The 18,206-nt window shown below is 34.6% G+C and carries 21 protein-coding genes and 1 tRNA gene; 8 read left to right on the forward strand and 14 right to left on the reverse strand.

What is annotated here, in order from left to right; translation table 11 throughout:
• Nucleotides 1–3: 3 nt before the first annotated feature.
• The 5 genes from AC3ASS_RS01740 to rpoN form a co-directional block, all read right to left on the reverse strand.
• Nucleotides 4–1,188 (reverse strand): phosphoglycerate kinase, encoded by a 1,185-nt coding sequence (locus tag AC3ASS_RS01740; RefSeq protein ID WP_488281773.1) that lies wholly within the window; start codon nucleotides 1,186–1,188, stop codon nucleotides 4–6.
• Nucleotides 1,189–1,364: 176 nt separating this feature from the next.
• Nucleotides 1,365–2,372 (reverse strand): type I glyceraldehyde-3-phosphate dehydrogenase, encoded by a 1,008-nt coding sequence (gene gap / locus AC3ASS_RS01745; protein ID WP_488281774.1) that lies wholly within the window; start codon nucleotides 2,370–2,372, stop codon nucleotides 1,365–1,367.
• Nucleotides 2,373–2,411: 39 nt separating this feature from the next.
• Nucleotides 2,412–3,434 (reverse strand): sugar-binding transcriptional regulator, encoded by a 1,023-nt coding sequence (locus tag AC3ASS_RS01750; RefSeq protein ID WP_488281775.1) that lies wholly within the window; start codon nucleotides 3,432–3,434, stop codon nucleotides 2,412–2,414.
• A gap of 134 nt (nucleotides 3,435–3,568) precedes the next feature.
• Nucleotides 3,569–3,820: a glutaredoxin family protein gene (locus tag AC3ASS_RS01755; protein ID WP_488281776.1), complete on the reverse strand. Its 252-nt coding sequence runs from the start codon at nucleotides 3,818–3,820 to the stop codon at nucleotides 3,569–3,571.
• A 15-nt stretch (nucleotides 3,821–3,835) separates the two neighbouring features.
• Complete coding sequence (gene rpoN, locus AC3ASS_RS01760; RefSeq protein WP_488281777.1) at nucleotides 3,836–5,149, reverse strand: RNA polymerase factor sigma-54; 1,314 nt, start codon at nucleotides 5,147–5,149, stop codon at nucleotides 3,836–3,838.
• A gap of 207 nt (nucleotides 5,150–5,356) precedes the next feature.
• Between rpoN and AC3ASS_RS01765 the strand changes: the two genes are divergently transcribed.
• The 7 genes from AC3ASS_RS01765 (at nucleotide 5,357) to AC3ASS_RS01795 (ending at nucleotide 9,159) form a co-directional block, all read left to right on the forward strand.
• Nucleotides 5,357–5,428: transfer RNA gene (locus tag AC3ASS_RS01765), tRNA-Arg, on the forward strand.
• 209 nt (nucleotides 5,429–5,637) lie between these two features.
• Nucleotides 5,638–6,234 (forward strand): ATP-dependent Clp endopeptidase proteolytic subunit ClpP, encoded by a 597-nt coding sequence (gene clpP, locus AC3ASS_RS01770; protein WP_488281778.1) that lies wholly within the window; start codon nucleotides 5,638–5,640, stop codon nucleotides 6,232–6,234.
• 551 nt (nucleotides 6,235–6,785) lie between these two features.
• Nucleotides 6,786–7,532 (forward strand): EAL domain-containing protein, encoded by a 747-nt coding sequence (locus AC3ASS_RS01775; RefSeq protein WP_488281779.1) that lies wholly within the window; start codon nucleotides 6,786–6,788, stop codon nucleotides 7,530–7,532.
• Nucleotides 7,508–8,047, forward strand: a complete 540-nt coding sequence (locus AC3ASS_RS01780; protein ID WP_488281780.1) for a PilZ domain-containing protein — start codon at nucleotides 7,508–7,510, stop codon at nucleotides 8,045–8,047. Before AC3ASS_RS01775 ends, AC3ASS_RS01780 begins: the two co-directional genes overlap by 25 nt.
• Nucleotides 8,048–8,083: 36 nt before the next feature.
• Nucleotides 8,084–8,434: a response regulator gene (locus AC3ASS_RS01785; RefSeq protein ID WP_488281781.1), complete on the forward strand. Its 351-nt coding sequence runs from the start codon at nucleotides 8,084–8,086 to the stop codon at nucleotides 8,432–8,434.
• A gap of 22 nt (nucleotides 8,435–8,456) precedes the next feature.
• On the forward strand, nucleotides 8,457–8,603 hold the full coding sequence (gene sda, locus AC3ASS_RS01790; protein WP_488281782.1) for a sporulation histidine kinase inhibitor Sda: 147 nt from the start codon (nucleotides 8,457–8,459) through the stop codon (nucleotides 8,601–8,603).
• 61 nt (nucleotides 8,604–8,664) lie between these two features.
• Nucleotides 8,665–9,159, forward strand: coding sequence for a GNAT family N-acetyltransferase (locus AC3ASS_RS01795; protein ID WP_488281783.1), 495 nt, complete (start codon nucleotides 8,665–8,667; stop codon nucleotides 9,157–9,159).
• A gap of 53 nt (nucleotides 9,160–9,212) precedes the next feature.
• On the opposite strand, the gene AC3ASS_RS01800 is transcribed toward AC3ASS_RS01795, so the two are convergent.
• On the reverse strand, nucleotides 9,213–9,716 hold the full coding sequence (locus AC3ASS_RS01800) for a DinB family protein (RefSeq protein WP_488281784.1): 504 nt from the start codon (nucleotides 9,714–9,716) through the stop codon (nucleotides 9,213–9,215).
• Between the two features lie 152 nt (nucleotides 9,717–9,868).
• On the opposite strand from AC3ASS_RS01800, the gene AC3ASS_RS01805 reads away from it, so the two are divergent.
• Nucleotides 9,869–10,813: a helix-turn-helix transcriptional regulator gene (locus AC3ASS_RS01805; protein ID WP_488281785.1), complete on the forward strand. Its 945-nt coding sequence runs from the start codon at nucleotides 9,869–9,871 to the stop codon at nucleotides 10,811–10,813.
• Nucleotides 10,814–10,937: 124 nt separating this feature from the next.
• Here the strand turns inward: AC3ASS_RS01805 and AC3ASS_RS01810 are convergent, their stop codons facing one another.
• The 8 genes from AC3ASS_RS01810 to AC3ASS_RS01845 all read right to left on the reverse strand — a co-directional run.
• Entirely contained in the window at nucleotides 10,938–11,195 is a 258-nt protein-coding gene (locus AC3ASS_RS01810; protein ID WP_488281786.1) for an HPr family phosphocarrier protein, read from the reverse strand.
• Nucleotides 11,196–11,213: 18 nt separating this feature from the next.
• Nucleotides 11,214–12,170, reverse strand: a complete 957-nt coding sequence (whiA, locus tag AC3ASS_RS01815) for a DNA-binding protein WhiA (RefSeq protein WP_488281787.1) — start codon at nucleotides 12,168–12,170, stop codon at nucleotides 11,214–11,216.
• A gap of 30 nt (nucleotides 12,171–12,200) precedes the next feature.
• A complete protein-coding gene (locus tag AC3ASS_RS01820; RefSeq protein ID WP_488281788.1) occupies nucleotides 12,201–13,181 on the reverse strand; it encodes a gluconeogenesis factor YvcK family protein in 981 nt (326 codons plus the stop codon).
• Nucleotides 13,178–14,071, reverse strand: coding sequence for an RNase adapter RapZ (gene rapZ, locus AC3ASS_RS01825; RefSeq protein WP_488281789.1), 894 nt, complete (start codon nucleotides 14,069–14,071; stop codon nucleotides 13,178–13,180). The genes AC3ASS_RS01820 and rapZ overlap by 4 nt, the downstream gene beginning before the upstream one ends.
• Nucleotides 14,072–14,098: 27 nt before the next feature.
• The gene (locus AC3ASS_RS01830; protein ID WP_488281790.1) at nucleotides 14,099–14,557 is read right to left on the reverse strand and encodes an NUDIX hydrolase; all 459 of its coding nucleotides are present in this window, start codon (nucleotides 14,555–14,557) and stop codon (nucleotides 14,099–14,101) included.
• A gap of 248 nt (nucleotides 14,558–14,805) precedes the next feature.
• Nucleotides 14,806–15,756, reverse strand: a complete 951-nt coding sequence (trxB, locus tag AC3ASS_RS01835) for a thioredoxin-disulfide reductase (RefSeq protein WP_488281791.1) — start codon at nucleotides 15,754–15,756, stop codon at nucleotides 14,806–14,808.
• A gap of 97 nt (nucleotides 15,757–15,853) precedes the next feature.
• Nucleotides 15,854–17,323 carry a tetratricopeptide repeat protein gene (locus tag AC3ASS_RS01840; RefSeq protein ID WP_488281792.1) on the reverse strand — a complete coding sequence of 490 codons (1,470 nt, stop codon included), beginning with the start codon at nucleotides 17,321–17,323 and terminating at the stop codon, nucleotides 15,854–15,856.
• A gap of 361 nt (nucleotides 17,324–17,684) precedes the next feature.
• A partial coding sequence (locus AC3ASS_RS01845) for a transposase (RefSeq protein ID WP_488281793.1) occupies nucleotides 17,685–18,206 on the reverse strand: 522 nt, incomplete at its 5' end.

Genomic DNA, 18,206 nt, shown 5'->3' on the forward strand with positions numbered 1-18,206 from the left:
TTTCTATTTGTCGTTCAGCGCGACAACGCCAGGAAGTTCTTTACCTTCCATAAACTCTAGTGAAGCACCGCCACCTGTTGAAATGTGACTCATTTGATCAGCAAGTCCAAATTTCTCTACTGCAGCAGCTGAGTCTCCACCACCAATGACAGAGTACGTATCTTTCGCTTCTGCTAATGCTTCAGCAATTGCTTTTGTACCATTTGCAAAGGCATCCATTTCAAAAACTCCCATTGGTCCGTTCCAAATGACTAATTTAGATTGTTGCACAATTTCTTTATATAGCTCACGTGTTTTTGGACCAATGTCTAATGCTTGCCAATCGGAAGGAATTTCATCGATTGAAACCACTTTATGGTTAGCTGTTTCGGAAAATTCATCAGCTACAACAGCGTCAACTGGCATATGAAATTTAACGCCTTTTTCTTCTGCTTTTGCCATAAATTGTTTCGCTAATTCGATTTTATCTTCCTCAAGCAATGATTGACCGATTTCATAACCTTTCGCTTTGATAAAGGTATAAGCTAGACCTCCACCAATAATTAAATGGTCTACTTTATCTAAAAGGTTTTCAATAACTCCAATTTTATCTTTTACTTTTGCTCCACCAATGATGGCTGTAAATGGACGTTCAGGATTTGAAAGAGCTCGACCTAGTACATCTAATTCTTTTTCCATTAAAAATCCAGCTACTGCCGGTAAATATTTAGCAATTCCTTCTGTGGATGCATGTGCACGATGAGCTGCACCGAAAGCATCATTCACATAAACATCTGCTAATTCAGCAAATTGTTTCGCCAGCTCAGGGTCATTTTTTTCTTCCCCTTTATAGAAGCGAACGTTTTCTAATAATAAAACGTCACCTTCATTCATAGACGCAATTTCTTGTTTGACTGCTTCTCCGTAAGCTTCATCCACTTTTCTTACCGGTTTGCCTAATAGTTCTGATAGGCGTTGTGCTACTGGAGTTAAGCGTAATTCTTCAACTACTTGTCCTTTTGGTCTGCCTAAATGACTAGCAAGAAGGACAATCGCACCTTCATTCATTAAATATTCAATCGTTGGAATAGCAGCGCGAATGCGAGTATCATCTGTCACTTTTCCATCTTTCATTGGTACATTGAAGTCTACACGACAAAATACACGTTTTCCTTTAACATCAATATCTTTCAAAGTTTTTTTGTTCATGGCAAAAGGATCCTCCCTTATTTTTGACTATCGACAAAAAAGCCATTGACATATAAAAAGGAGAGGGGATTGCCCCCACTCCCCTTATTCCCCTTTTCATTATAGATGGTAGCGGATCATTTTTCCATCAAATTCGATAAAAAATATGTCACATTTTTAACATTAGTATAACTTAATTAAAATCCTTTTTTAGCAATGTGATCAATTAAATCAACAACACGGTTAGAATAACCTGCTTCGTTATCATACCAAGAGAGGACTTTTACCATTTTTCCTTCCATGACTAATGTAGATAATGCGTCAATTGTAGAAGAAACAGTGCTTCCGTTATAGTCACGAGAAACTAATGGTTCATCACTGTAAGCAAGAATTCCTTTTAATTCACCTTCAGCAGCATCTTTCAATACAGCATTTACTTCTTCAACAGTTGTTTCTTTTTCAAGTTCAGCTACTAAATCAACAACAGATACGTTTGGTGTTGGGACGCGAATCGCCATACCGTTTAATTTACCTTTTAATTCTGGTAATACTAATGCTACAGCTTTAGCCGCTCCAGTTGTTGTAGGAATCATATTTTCAGCTGCTGCGCGTGCACGACGATAATCTTTATGTGGTAAATCTAAAATTTGTTGGTCATTTGTATAAGAGTGAATAGTAGTCATCATTCCGCGTTTAATACCGAATTTTTCATGTAGCACTTTCGCAAATGGTGCTAAGCAGTTTGTTGTACAAGATGCGTTTGAAATGACATGGTGGTTTCCAGGATCATATTTGTCTTCGTTAACACCCATAACAATCGTGATATCTTCATTTTTAGCTGGTGCGGAAATAACTACTTTTTTCGCTCCTGCTTCTAAATGCTTTGCTGCATCTTCACGATTGGTGAAACGGCCTGTAGATTCAACAACAATATCTACACCTAGATCTCCCCAACCAAGTTTGGCAGGGTCTCTTTCAGCAAGAACTTTTACTCGTTTTCCACCAACGACTAAATAATCTCCATCTACAGATACTTCTTCATTTAGTGTACCGTGAACAGAGTCATATTTAAGCAAATGAGCTAGCATGTTTGCGTCTGTTAAGTCATTAACAGCGACAATATCGATGTTCGGATTTTTTAATGCTGCACGAAATACGTTTCTTCCAATACGACCAAAACCATTTATTCCTACTTTTACTGCCATTTTAATTTCCTCCTTAAAAAATCTTCTATATTTAAAAGGTTACCCTTTTAGTAACTGTAAAGCTGCAGATTCATCTGTAATTAATATGGTTCCTTTCGGCGCCTGCTTTAAATAAGAGGATATCGCTTTTCCTTTTGATGCTCCTCCAGCAACTGCAAAGATATGCTCAACATTTTGTAAATCTTCCAGTTGCAAGCCGACGGTCTGTACTTTATGTACGACTTCACCATTTTCATTAAAGTAGTAACCGAAAGCTTCACCAACTGCTTTTCTTTCAATAATCTTTTCTAATGCTTCTTTACGTGTCTTTCTTCTTTCAGCCATTGTTAATGCATCACCAATACCATGCAAAACGATATTGGCTGATTGGATGAGAGTGAGCACTTCTTTAATATTCGGATCTTTTATGAACGAATCATAGAGATCCTTTGTCACTTCATCAGGTAAATATAACACTTTATGCTTCGCATTTGTTTTTGCTGCCATTTTCGCACATATCGTGTTCGCTTGGTTCTCTACATCTTCTCCAATTCCGCCTCTAGCAGGGACAAATATTACCTCATTCGTTGTAAACTCAGGGGAAAGAGAATCTGCAATTGAAGCCATTGTAGTACCGCCTGTGACAGCAATTATATTTTTGTCTTTTAAGCAACGTTTCATACTTTGAACCGTTGCCCTACCTAGCTCACTCTTTACCCAAGGGGACTCATCACTATTACCGGATACGACAACGACATGTTTAATAGAAAATCTTTCTTTTATTTGATGGGCGAGTTCATGAAGACCAGTGATTTCTCCCATTAAACTGTCTAATTCATCAAGGATTTCTTTCCCGTCTTTTGTTAAAGACATCCCGGTACTGGAAATCGATATTAAGTCTTGCTCTTTTAAAAACTGAACTTCACTTCTCAGAACCCGTTCAGTCATGCCGAGATTTTGCGAAAGACTTCTTCTGCCGACAGGTTCCATCATCCCGATGAATTTTAAAATATGATACCGTTTTTGCATAACTTGTATAAGATCCGGTAACACTCTCTTTTGAATCTTTAACAGCGAATGCAATTTGATCCTCCCCAAAAGTATAGTAGGGACATTTTTTGTCCCGCGTATGCGTTTTTTGTCCCGCTTGTTGTAAAAAAAATGATTCCTGCTGTCAATCTCATTGTAGCAGTTACCATTTTCCATTTCAACTATTTTCACTTCATAGTATGTTCTAATAAATGTTTTTTTATTACTTCTTTTGAGATTTGTCCATATTGAATAACTTCCCCTGCAAAAGAAACTACAGGAATCATTAATCCGTATTGCTCCACCCATTCATCTTTTTGTTCAATATCTAACTCGATAAGTTCAAATGAAATTTCTTTTTGTAGTTGTATTAATACATCTTTTGCTTTCTCACATAATGGGCAACGATTTCTTGTATATAAAATTAGTTGTTTCTTCACTTGAAATAATCCTTTCTATTCATAGCGTTTTCTTTTAGATGAAGATAATATCCCTAGTTGTGAGCGGTATTTGGCAATTGTTCTTCTTGAAACGTGGATACCTTTTTCCTTTAATTGTTCAACCATTTGTTGATCCGATATTGGTTTTCTTTTGTCTTCTTGATCAACCATGCGCTGAATTTCTTTTTTGATAAAGATATCTGACGTTTGTTCATTTTCTTCTGATTGTACACCAGATGGGAAGAAATCTTTCAATGGAATCGTTCCAAATGGTGTTTGCACAAATTTATTTTTGACAACACGTGAAACGGTTGACTCATGCATGTCGATGTCTTCGGCAATTTGTTTCATCGTTAACGGTTTTAAATACTTGAAGCCATGCTGAAAAAATTCCCCCTGATATTCAATAATTTTCTCCATCACTTTGACCATTGTCAATTTTCTTTGTTCCAAACTTTTTTTCAACCAGTTAAACTCCTGTTTGCAATTAGAAAGGAAACGGTTGATGTTTGTATCCTCGTAAGACTTCCATTCGAAATCGTATTGTTCATTCAATTCAAGCTGAGGGACCCCATATTCAACTAACTGGACGACCCATTGACCGTCTGTTTCTTTCACAATAAAATCAGGAATAATATAAGAGGAACGCTCTAGATCGAACATAGATCCCGGTCTTGGATGTAATGTTTGAATTTTATCATATACTGCTTGAATATTTGACAATGATACATTTATTAAGGTTGAAATTTTCTTCCATTTCTTTTCCGCGAAAAGTTCAAAATGATTTTCGATGATTTGTATCGCCAATGCCGAGGAGTTCGTTTCTCTCTTTAGTTGGATAAGTAAGCATTCTTGTAAATTTCTCGCACCAATACCTGCAGGCTCAAACGATTGTAAAATGTTTAATATATGATGATACGTTGATAAATCAATGGAAAACCGAGAACAGACATCGTCATCTGCAATCGTTAAATATCCGTTATGATCTAAATTCCCGATAAGATATAAGAGAACTTTTTTTTCAAAGGATGTGATGTTTTTCATTGGAATCTGCTGAATCAAGTAATTTTCCAATGTTTGTTGTTTTGATCCAATATTTTGAATCCAATCTGAGTCGTTTGATTTCGTTTTGTTGTTAAACGATCGGTTCTTTTTCAGGTCATCTCTGGCAACATATTTTAATTCAATGAGGGGATTTTCAGCAGCTTTTTCTTCTAAAAAAGTCGTAAGTTCATAGGATGAATATTGTAATAATTCAATTGATTGCTTTAATTCTTGTGTAAGCGCTAACTTTAATGTTTGCTGCTGGTACAATCCATAACGATTCATATATGTTCAACCCCCTCCCTCATTTTACTATATTTTATGTTGTATGTGATTGGGAATGATTTTCTTCTATTATGATAGAAATGTATGAAATAACATAAAGGGGGTTTTGCAATGACTCCAATTCAAGCGAATCCAGTCTTGTTCACATTGCAAATTCTATAAAATTATCATATAATAATTTTTGTCCTTTATTAGGAAATTAAATATGCCCCCGTGGTGCAACGGATAGCACGCAAGATTCCGGTTCTTGAAATGTGGGTTCGATTCCTGCCGGGGGCGCTAGTTGAAAAAACTTCTGCATAAATTTTTGTGTAGAAGTTTTTTTTATGTTTATTTTTGCGTAAAATGGCAATGATGGAAAAGGATATAAACATATGTGCGAAATGTTTGACCTTCATTGACCTTTATTGTATGATTAAAATCAAACAGAAGAAAGGAAAGTTTTTTCAATTTCTTTCCTAATATTTCCTAATTAAGGAGGAACGATCATGAACTTAATTCCTACTGTTATTGAGCAAACCAACCGCGGAGAACGTGCTTATGACATTTATTCAAGATTATTAAAAGACCGTATTATCATGTTAGGAAGCCCGATTGATGATCAAGTAGCGAACTCCATCGTAGCACAGCTATTATTTTTAGATGCAGAAAACCCTGAAAAAGATATATCTTTATACATCAATAGCCCTGGTGGAAGCATCACTGCTGGAATGGCAATTTACGATACGATGCAATTTATTAAAGCTCCTGTTCAAACGATTTGTATCGGAATGGCAGCATCTATGGGAGCATTCTTGCTTGCCGCTGGTGAAAAAGGAAAACGTTATGCTCTTCCAAACAGTGAAGTTATGATTCACCAACCACTTGGCGGTGCACAAGGTCAAGCGACAGAAATTGAAATTGCTGCAAAACGTATTTTATTCTTACGTGACAAATTAAATAGAATTTTAGCAGAAAGAACTGGCCAACCACTAGAAGTAATCCAACGCGATACAGACCGCGATAACTTTATGACTGCTGAAAAAGCGAAAGAATACGGTTTAATTGACCATATCATTTCAAGAAATCATCTTGATGGAAAATAATCTCGTTACCTAGGCATGAGTTCGTGAAATTCGAACTCATGCTTTTCCTTCATTTTTATATACTTTCATCCTCTGCTATTGATCTTCAATATATTCATTGTGCTTATCCTTTCATACAACTTGAAATATCCGCTTCAAAAATCACATCTTCCATAACGCGTCAACTAATGATACTGGACTAATTACCTGCGATAAAAGTACTATACAATTGTTTTTCCAATATAAGAAAATGATTTTAATTTTTTCTATCAATAGCTAATGATTTCAATAATAAAAACAATTTTTGGCACATTTGTTTGTTATCCAATTGAGATTTTACTATTTTAAAATAGAAAAATTTAGAAACAATACGAAAAATTGTTAAAAAAACTTGAATTATGTCGGATATTGTTGTATTATGTTTAGCGTGTTTAAAAAGGCTGACAAATCAATAGATTATGACTTACACCTGTGTGACTAGTATCAATGTAAAAAATGTTGATAGTGGTTGCCAATAGAAAGAACAGCGTTTGCTTTTCGGTAAACGCTGTTCTTATTTTAGGAGGGATATTTTGGATACATTTCTCATGATGGAAGAAAGTGAATTATTCCATCATTTCCAACCCATTTATCACTTGAAGAATGGTGAAATTTTCGGTTTTGAAGGACTATTACGCGCAAACAAATTTACGCCTGAAGAATTATTTAATGATGCTATAAACAAAGGAAGGCTTTACGAATTTGATACATGGTGCATTCATAAAGCCATTGAAACCTACCAGAAAGCAGGTTTAACCAAAAAAGACGGTTCTTTGTTTATCAATGTTTTTCCATCCACATTGCTAAACAAAGATTTTTTCTCGTTCATAAACAACATTATGAAAAAAAATCTATTAAAAAATCAAGCTATTATTTTTGAAATTAATGAAAAAGAGCCTATTAGTGATTTTCAAACAATAAAAAAGGTCTTAAATTCCTTAAAGGAAGTTGGAATTCATTTTGCAATTGACGACTTCGGAATTGGTGAAGGTGGTTTTAAAAGAATAATAGAATTGCAACCTTCTTTTTTGAAAATGGATAAATACTTTTCTATCAATTTAAGTCAATCTTTGCAAAAACAAGAAATCATCAAAGAAATGGTCACGTATTGTGAAAAGTTTGGAATCCATCTCATTGTGGAAGGGATCGATCATGAACATGATATAAATACTTTAAAAAAGCTTGGTGTTCATTTCGGTCAAGGATATAAGTTAGGAAAGCCAAAAAAATTTAATGAGTTTTTAAGGGGGCTAATATGGAGTCAATTGTTCTTTTCATAACGGTCTTGTTAGTACTGTTATCTTTACTAGCTATCATATTTATCACCATGATGTATAAAAGAATGAGAAAAATGAAAGGAGAAATTCAATCATTAAAAAATGATCTAAAAAACTCCCACAATAGAACTAATGTGAAAATCATTGATCGTCGAGGATTTCATCGAATTAACGTCAACCATGTTGATTGTTATATTGTTTTTAAAGACTTCGGAACGGAAAAACTAAATAAATTGGTAGAAAAGTATATTGACGGAGAGATTGATGACATTAGCGTTGGAGGCATGAAGCTTCTTACAAGTTATGATTTACCTGTCCATTATCATATCGTTGGTCAACTTATTTTTAAACTTAAAGATGAAGAATTTAATTTAATGGGTGAATTTGTTCGAAAAGAATCGAAGGTTGAAAGTACGCAATTTATATATGGGATCAAATTTATAAATTTAAACAAACAAGATGAACATAGACTAGGTAAAGTTATCAATGAAATTGAATTAGAAAAGAGAAAGATATAGTTTTGTTCAATTTGTTTTCACTTGGAGATGTTTGCAATGAAAAAAGTGATAGTTGTCGATGACTCTGCAATGATGAGAATATGGATTCGTGATATTCTTCAATCCGATTCGGAATTAAAAGTGATTGCAGAAGCTAAAGATGGTTACGAAGCCATCGAATTATGTAGAAAACATCATCCTGACACAGTGATTTTAGATCTTGTAATGAGAGATATGGATGGAATCACAGCATTAAAGGAAATCTTACAAATAAATCCTAATATTGAAGTCATTGTTTGTACTTCCTTAGCAACGGATTTTAATAAAACTGAAGCTCTTCAATTCGGGGCAAAAGATATTGTGGTAAAGCCATATTTTAACGATTTAATTAATAAAGTTAAAAATTAATTCATCTAGGAGTAGTTGTGCTTTGAAAAATTTAAGTGATGAGTTATTAATAGAGGCATATTTAAAAGCTTTAGAATTACAATTAAACGATCATTTTATAGAACTATTAAAAGAAGAATTACAAAAAAGAGGAATTACTCATATTCAAAATAATAAAGAAAGTATTTAACCATTTTTAGCATCATCAACGAAAGAACCGATTGCGAAAGAATTAATAGGGGGATTTGTCAATGATCATAAGACCAATTCATTTAAATGATGCGGAAAGATTTTTAGAATTAAGTAAAAAAGTAGAAGAATCAGGTTTTATGCTATATGAACCTCACGAGAACAAACGTACCGTTGAACAACAAAAGAAAATAATCGAAGACATTTTATCTGTTAAAAATTCTATTATTTTTGTTGCTGAGATTGATAATAAATTGGTTGGTTTTATCCAAGCCATCGGTGGTCGATTAAAACGAAATCGTCATTCTGCCCATCTTTTATTAGGTGTTCAAGAAGATTTTCAAGGTATGGGGATAGCAACCAAATTAATGAATCAAATATTTTCATGGGCAAAAGAACAGGATATTTCAAGATTAGGGCTAACCGTCATTAAAAACAACGATAAAGCATTTAACTTATATAGAAAAATGGGGTTTGTTATTGAAGGAGAAAAAGTTCATTCATTAAAAATTAATGGTGAATTTGTGAATGAATATTATTTATATAAATTAATATAGATGCAAAAAAATGGTTCCAAGTCAGATCTTGAAACCATTTTTTCAATACAGTTTTAAAGAGGAGGCTGTTCTACTCCATAATGAACCCAATCTTCTTTTGGTGGGCCGTAAACTCCAAAAGGTTTAATTCCCGCTTGCCGCATTAGAACTGTTATTTGTCCACGATGGTGAATAATATGTTTAATTAGTCCCATAAAAATGGTAGCATTCGATTCTTTTCTTCCAAACGCCACTTGAATTTGTTTCAGAGATTCATCCGTCCACTGCTCTTGAATGACTTCAGCTACTTTAGAACTAATCTTTTTAAACGTGTCAGCAATTTCTTTCGCAGAAGTCGGCACATTTTCTCCATTTTCAATTTTTTCTATCTTCAACCCGTATTCAGATAAATATTCTGGAATATTCGTCGTTAAATGCCATGCAATTCTTCCTAAACTGCGTCCCTCTTGGTAGACTTTTTGTTTTAATGATTCATCTGTTAAACCCTCTAATACTTTTTGCGTTAACATTGCTTCTCTATTCCATTCTTTCACAAAGTCTGAAATAGTCACATACATATTGCTTCCTCCTTTAAAAATTAGTTTCTCCATATAACGACTCGTTTGAACACATTGTATAAATGTTTTTCCAAGCAAATTCACTTGTATAGTCTAGTTGAGATTATATAGTATAATGATGACAATTTATGTCACTATTATCGGAGGTTTTTATGTCAAGAGCAAAAAGGTTAAATGAAATGATCATGATGGTGAACCGTATGAAAAAATTCACTGTCAGAGAATTAGCCGAACAGTTTGGTGTTTCCAAGCGAACGATTTTAAGAGATTTACAACAATTAAGCGAAATGGGAGTTCCGTTATATTCAGAAGTAGGGCCACACGGTGGTTATCAAGTCATTAATGAACGAATTCTCCCGCCTATTGCCTTTAGCGAAGATGAAGCAATCTCCATATTTTTCGCAATTCATGCGCTAAGACATTATCTGTCCCTACCTTTTGATTCTGAATATGAATCGATAAAAAAGAAGTTTTATTTGAATCTATCTGGAGATATTAGAGATAAAATAGACAATATGATGGATCGAATCGATTTGATTTCGGTTTACCAACAAGAAAAAATCCCCTTTTTAAAACAGTTATTAGATGCAGCCATAGAACAAAAAGTAATACTTATTGAATATGAAACAAATGAAAGAGTCACTAGTCGAAGCATTCAACCAATTGGGATTTATGCCATGGAAGGAAGATGGTATTGTCCATCTTATTGCTTTTTTAGAAAGGATTATCGTGTTTTCCGTTGTGATCGGATAAAATCTGTACATGAAGATAAAAATCATAGTCCCATGGACTTTTCAAACATTCATTTACACAATCGTTTTGCCATGTTCCAACAAAATCAAGAAATGTTGAATTTAGTTGTGGAGTTAACAAAAAGTGGTGTAGAAAAATTTCAACCAAAGCAATGGCTAAACGTAACTTTGCAAATAAGAGAAGATGGATCAGGGGTAATTACAGGAAGGATTGCAAAAGAGGATCTTCATTTTTTTGCTAATTATTTTCTTTCCTATGGAGAACATGCACTCATAAAAGAACCTTTAGAATTAATAGAATGTACAAAAAACATTTTAAAGAAAATATTAAGACAGTACGAATAAATGAATGTTACAGGGTACTGCTTTTTTAGCCACTAAAGCCATACTCTTAACCGTACGAAACACGAAAAAACAACCTGAGTCTTATTAAAACAGATCTCAGGTTGTTTAAAAGGCGAAAAGGGGTTTATGATTTTTTTTGAATAAATGATGTGAGTGCTTCAATCGCTTCGTTTTCATCATTTCCATCTGCGATCATTTTTACCGTAGTACCGGAACTGATGGCTAAACTCATTAACCCCATAATGCTCTTTGCATTGACACGTTTCCCGTTACTTTCCAAAAATATATCGGATGAAAATTTATTTGCCTCTTGGACAAATAATGCTGCTGGCCGTGCTTGCAGACCAGTCTTTAAATGAACAACTACGCTTTTCTCAACCATTCTACTCTCCCTCGCTAACTATTTCATAAACTTATCAATTGGTTCACCTGCACGAAGTTTTTCAGCAATTTCATCAATTTTTCGTAATCTATGATTAATTCCAGACTTACTGATTTTCTGGCCGGAAACCATTTCCCCTAGTTCCTTTAACGTCACGTCTTGATAAGCAATTCTTAGTTCCGCAATTTCCCTTAACTTACTTGGCAAACTTTCTAGTCCTATCATTTTATCTATATATCGGATATTTTCCACCTGTCTTAAAGAAGCTCCAATTGTTTTGTTTAAATTCGCTGTTTCGCAATTCACAAGACGATTCACTGAGTTTCTCATATCTCGTACAATGCGTACATCTTCAAATTTTAATAAAGAATGATGGGCTCCGATAATACTAAGAAATTCAGCTATTTTTTCCGCTTCCTTTAAATAAGTAATATATCCTTTCTTTCTTTCCAACTCACGACTGTTTAATTGAAATTGGTTCATTAAATCACACAATGCTTCGTTATGTTCTTTATCAATGGAAGCGATTTCTAAATGATAAGAGGATGTCTCTGGATTGTTTACTGAACCTCCAGCAAGAAAAGCCCCTCGTAAATATGAACGTTTACAACATTTTTTCTTAATCAGTTCCTCATTAATTCGGTTCGTAAAGGTAAAATATTCCCCAATAATTTTTAGGTCAGATAGTACTTCTCGAGCCTGCTCCGATATCCGAACAATATATACGTTATTCTTTTTTAATCTCATTTTTTTACGAACTAATAGTTCTACTCCAGCATCATAGTTTCTTTTAATGAGCGTATATATTCTTCTGGCGATCGCAGCATTTTCTGTTTGTACATCTACAATAATTTTTTGATTTGAAAACGATAGCGAACCGTTCATGCGAATGAGGGCTGATAGTTCCGCTTTCGAGCAACATTGTTTAATTTCAAGCTGTGTCAGCTCTTTTTTCGTATCTGATGCAAAAGACATCCCCCTTCACCTCCAACAAATAATCAACGACTACGCATGAAAGCTCGCTTTCATTTCGTTTAATAAGATTTGATAAAGAATTTCCGCTACTTTTTTTGTATCATGGCGTATAATGTGACCGTCAAACGATACGATTGATTCTGTAATTACTTCGAGTCCTAATTCTTTCAATCGCTCCCAATCGAATTCCACCGGTTGCGCCATTTCTTCTTCATATCGTTTTTTAATTTCTTCCGGGATTTCCTGATTATTCACTAAAATCGTTTGTATAAACGGACCGTTCAAATGTTCATATAACACTTTCACATGGTCGCTCGCTGTAAAATCATGCGTTTCCCCTGCTTGGGTCATTAAATTACATATATACACTTTTTTAGCCTTCGAACGACTAACAGCGTCTCCAATCTTTGGAACTAATAAATTTGGTAAAATACTTGTATATAAGCTTCCTGGACCGATAACAATTAAATCTGCCTGTTGGATGGCTTTTACGGCTTCCGGAAGCGGTTTTACTTTTTCTGGAGTTAAGTAAACACGTTTAATCCGTTTACCTGAGTATGGAATTTTTGATTCACCGGATACAATCGTCCCATCTTCCATTTCCGCATGTAAAACGACACTTTGATTCGCGGCAGGAAGCACTTTTCCTCTTACATTTAAGACGCGGCTAAGCTCTTGTATAGCCAAAGCAAAATTCCCGGTAATATTCGTCATTGCTGCCAATATTAAATTTCCTAATGAATGTCCAGATAAATCTCCGGCTGTTTGAAAACGATGTTGAAACATTTCTTCAATTAACGGCTCAACATCTGAAAGTGCCGCTAAAACATTTCGAATATCACCCGGAGGAGGAATTTGCAAATCATCACGCAATCGGCCGGAACTTCCCCCATCATCCGCAACTGTTACAATTGCCGTGATATCAACGGGATAATTTTTTAGCCCACGCAATAGCACGGGAAGTCCGGTACCTCCGCCGATGATGACGATTCTTGGTAGTCGGTTCGTCATTTCTTCAATTCCTTTCTTTTATTAATATCACGGTGAGTTATTTGTACGTGATAATCTTTCTTAAAATAATTCCCTATATATTCTGTTAATGCCACAGACCGATGCTGTCCTCCGGTACAACCGATGGCAATAACCAGTTGGCTTTTTCCTTCTCTTTTGTAATGCGGAAGCATAAAGGATAATAAATCCGTTACTTTTTCAAGAAATTTATTTGTTTCATTCCATTTTAACACATAGTTGGATACTTCTTCATCCAAACCAGTTTGTGGACGCATATGTTCAATGTAGTGAGGATTCGGTAAAAATCTTACATCAAACACTAAATCTGCATCAATTGGAATACCGTGCTTAAAGCCAAATGAGACAACATTAACTGTAAAAATGGCTGCTTTATTGCTAGAAAACTCGTTTAATATTTTTTCACGCAACTCTTTTGGCTTCAATTTTGAAGTATTATAAATCGTTTGTGCACGACCTTTTAATTCTTCCAATAAATGGCGCTCTAAACGGATTCCTTCTAAAGGAAGACCGGATGGAGCTAACGGATGAGATCGTCTTGTCTCTTTATAACGACGAACAAGAGTGGCATCGTCCGCATCTAAAAATAAAATGTGGGGAGTAACCCAAGATAAATCATTTAAATCATCAAGTGCATGAAATAAATGTTCAAAAAATTCCCGACCTCTCAAATCCATGACGAGAGCTACTTTATTCATTTTATTGCCGGAATCTTTCATAAGTTCAAGGAACTTTGGAAGTAAAGTGGGTGGTAAATTATCTACACAGAAAAAACCTAAATCTTCAAAACTATGAATAGCTACAGTTTTTCCTGCCCCAGACATTCCTGTAATGATGACCATTTCTACGCCATTTATTGCTCCGTCATTCATATTTGGTTCCCCCTCTTAAAGTTTCCATCAATTCGGATCTAATTTATAAGACAATAATTGAAAGTCATTGGTATATTGAAACGTTCCGTATATAATTCCTTCGCCATGAATTACATAATCTAATATATGTTTATCTCCTGACGCCATCGGAAGTGAATGAATTTGATCGATTGGGTGCCATTGTAAAATCCCTTCTTCTGATTCTTTCAGTTGAAGTCCTTCAGCTTCTGTTGCTAAAAAAGTAAACATCATCCATTCATCAACGATTTTATCATTCTCTTTCATTAAAAATGTGAAAATTCCTTTTAAACTAGGATTTTTTAAAAATATCCCTGTTTCTTCTCTATATTCTCGCACGACAGCTTCTTTAATCGTCTCACCAATCTCCATTTTTCCGCCCGGAATGGCCCACCAACCTCTCCTAGGCTTCTTTAATAATAAAATTTCATTATTTTTCAAAAGAATACAGTTTGTTACCCTTCTCATCAACTCACCTCATCGGATGTTCACAATATGCATAATCGTACATTTATTCCTTTTATTATACAATTTTTTATACATATCCACAATGAAACATAAGCTATAGCCATTAAGTGCAAAAAAAAGAGGCACAGACCATCGCTGTGCCGAAGAAAGGTTATATAAAAAGGGGGTCAATTTCTATTTTTATCATACCCCAATAATATTTCATGTTTGTTACAGTAGAATTAAATCCTATTTACTTTTTGTAAATATTATGATTTTATTTGGAGCTTTTCTTTTAATTCTTCCACGTAATGTTGGGCACTTTGTGCAGCAATACTTCCATCACCGGTAGCAGTAACAATTTGTCTTAATAATTTTTCACGGATATCGCCGGCAGCAAATATTCCAGGTACTTTTGTTTCCATTTTTTCATTTGTTTCAATATAACCGTTTTCGTTTGTAATTCCGAGATTTTCAAACGGTTTTGATAGTGGAACCATTCCGATGTAAATGAAGACACCATCTGTTTTAAACTCCCGCTCCTCTCCGTTTACTGTTGAAACGAGAGTAACACTGCTAACTTTTCCATCCGTTCCGTGGATTTCTTTCACGGTATGATTCCAAATAAAATCGATTTTTTCATTTTCAAAAGCACGTTTTTGCAAGATCTTTTGCGCACGTAGTTCGTCACGACGATGGACGATCGTTACTTTATTGGCAAAGCGAGTTAAGTATACTCCTTCTTCTACCGCTGAATCGCCGCCGCCAACAACAACTAAATCTTTTCCTTTAAAGAAAGCTCCATCACAAACGGCACAATAAGATACTCCACGACCACCATATTCTTTTTCTCCAGGTACACCGAGCTTTTTATATTCCGCTCCTGTAGCAATAATGACAGCTCTTGCCTTATATTCTTTTGAGCCAGTTTTAACGATTTTATATTCTTCTCCATCTATAATTTCTTTAATATCACCATATGCGTATTCTGCACCAAATTTTTTCGCATGCTCAAACATTTTATTCGATAATTCAGGGCCTAAAATATGGGCAAAACCAGGGAAGTTTTCAACATCTTCTGTATTCGCCATTTGGCCTCCAGGAATTCCTCTTTCAATCATTAATGTAGAAAGATTTGCTCTAGAAGTATAAACGGCTGCTGTCATCCCGGCAGGACCCGCACCCGCTATGATTACATCATAGATCATCTCATTGCTCATTTCCATCGCTCCTTCAAACAACAATAAACACTTTTTTACTATTATTCCCTTCATGTTCTATGCTATAGAAGTCATTGTGAAACGTCTATAAATTTGCTCAAGATAAAACTTTCTGGACAAGTTTTACGTATTTTGCGAGCGTTGAAGGGGAGATTTCATAGTTTCGTGCTAATTCTTTTTGCGTAATTTTTTCACTTCTATATTTTTTCCATATATATTCAATGGCACACGCCCACGCTTTTGTATTTTTCGTCGAATAAATGTTTTGCACTTGTTTCATGATGATAAAACATAAATGAAAAAGGCTTGATTCGTAAAAACTAATTGGTTGATTTCGATGATATAAGTGCAAAGCAGTTTGATACATGTCATAAGCAGAAGATTCGTTTATATCATTTTTTGATCCGTATATAGCTTGCAAAAATTCCTTTTCAAAATCTGTTTTTGCGTAGCGCTTGATTTTTTTTTCACTTGAAAAATAAATGGAGAATAAAAAATACCCAAATAATCGTTCCGATAAGTCTTGGCTTTTTAGTCTCATCTTAATAAACTCTTCATCAATCTCAATTTCCTCTTTAGTATCTTCATTTTTCCACGGTTCTAATCCAGCTTTCTCTGGGTTAAGGTCGACTACTTTGTTCCATATGTGTTCTGCATATTGAATATTTCCTAGTTTATAAGCAGACAAGGACAGCCAATAATAAAACGAATGGTCTCCTTCAAATCCGGACTTCATCAACGATTTCAGCCATTTGTAAGCAAGATCATATCGCCCAATGACAGCGAATGTTGCTCCTAATTTAAATCGATGTTCAAAAGAAATAGGATGAACTTTTTCTAATGCTTGCGCTAAATGATTCGTATCTTGTTGTTGAAAATGTGAGAATACGAGCATATTGCAAAAAGCGTGCAAATTTCCAGGATTTTTTGACAGCACATCCTCTAAGACCTTTTCAGCTTTTTCCGTTTCACCTAAATAAAAATAGGCTAAAGCTAAATTATTATAAGCCGGCCAAAATTCAGGGAACTCATTGGTGATTTCTTCTAATAAACCGACTGCATTTTGAAAATCTCCTGATTCTAAGAGAGCTTTAGCATTATCTTGTTTAACGATTAGTTCATCTTCTTCACTGTATTCATCAAGATCTTCCTCAACTTCCATTAAATCTAATAGATCGAGGGCATCTTCGGAAAATTCGCCATTAGGTGCATATTTTAAGTATTCATTCGCATAATGATATGCTTCTTTAAATAGACCTAAAAAAGCATAATTGTTGGCTAACAAGTAATAACACTCATACATCAACGGATCAAGCTCTTGAATAATTTTTAATAACAATTGATTGGAGTGTTGATAATTTCCTTCTTCCGTTAAAACGATAGCCAATTGACAATAAATCATTGGCTTCATCGGTTCCAGTTGTATGGCACGTTCTAAATATTTTCTAGCTTTACCTAGCTCACGTCTATGAAAAGCTTTTACACCTTTAGTGAAATATAATTCACCCGTCGGCATAAAGCTTAAAACTTTCCCTCTACTCTTTGTTGCTTCATTGTTTTTATTCACAAAGAAGTCCCCCATATATTAAAATTCTTCATAACTATGAAATTATAACATAGGTTAAATGAATGATAACACTTTGATTATGGAACTCAATTAATTCTCTTTAACTTTAACATTTCCATACAAGATTTGGTATAGTTTGATAGTTGTAGTTTTGACAATTCTTTGAGATCGTTTATTTTATTACCTTCGTTTGTTGAAAAAAATCAGTGAGGTGCTATAAACGTTAAACTCTCCATATTTCTAAACATAGCGCTGAAATTTATTGATACGAGTTTCATATTATTTTTCAAATAAAAAAGGCTCTCTGTCAATTGTGGTGGTGTAAATATTTCCAATACTCTCCCTTTGGAAGGAATGTAGGTTAACCTACATTCCTTCTGATAAGTTGACGCCACAAGATCTTTTTTCGTAATCGCTCAAAGCTTTTGATTCCATAAGACATTCGTTTGATTACTTTGGTTGTATTATTTACACCTTCAATATATCCATTGTTAAATGGATACATGAAGGATTGTAAAATCTCTTGTTTCCACCTATTAAATGTTTGTACAACTTTTTTAAATGCTTCGTTTCCAGATTCCTCAACTCTCGTCATCCATGCTTCTAAACCTGTTTTGCAATTTTCCATTGTACTTGTTTTAAACCAGTCATCCAGTTCATTCTTTAACTCATAGGCTTCTCTCAAGTCCGAATCAAGTGCCAAGAGTTCTTCTACTCGCTCTTTCTCTTTTGGATTGAGCTTAAATGGGGATTTCCATAAAAGCTCTTTATTTCTTTTCATTCGAATGCGTTGTTCCTTATATAACTTATGTTGCACTTCTCGTCTTACTCGATCAAATGCCCAATAAGCTTGTCTCATAAAATGAAATCGATCCGCAATAAT

The organism is Bacillus sp. JST-5 (assembly GCF_057747715.1).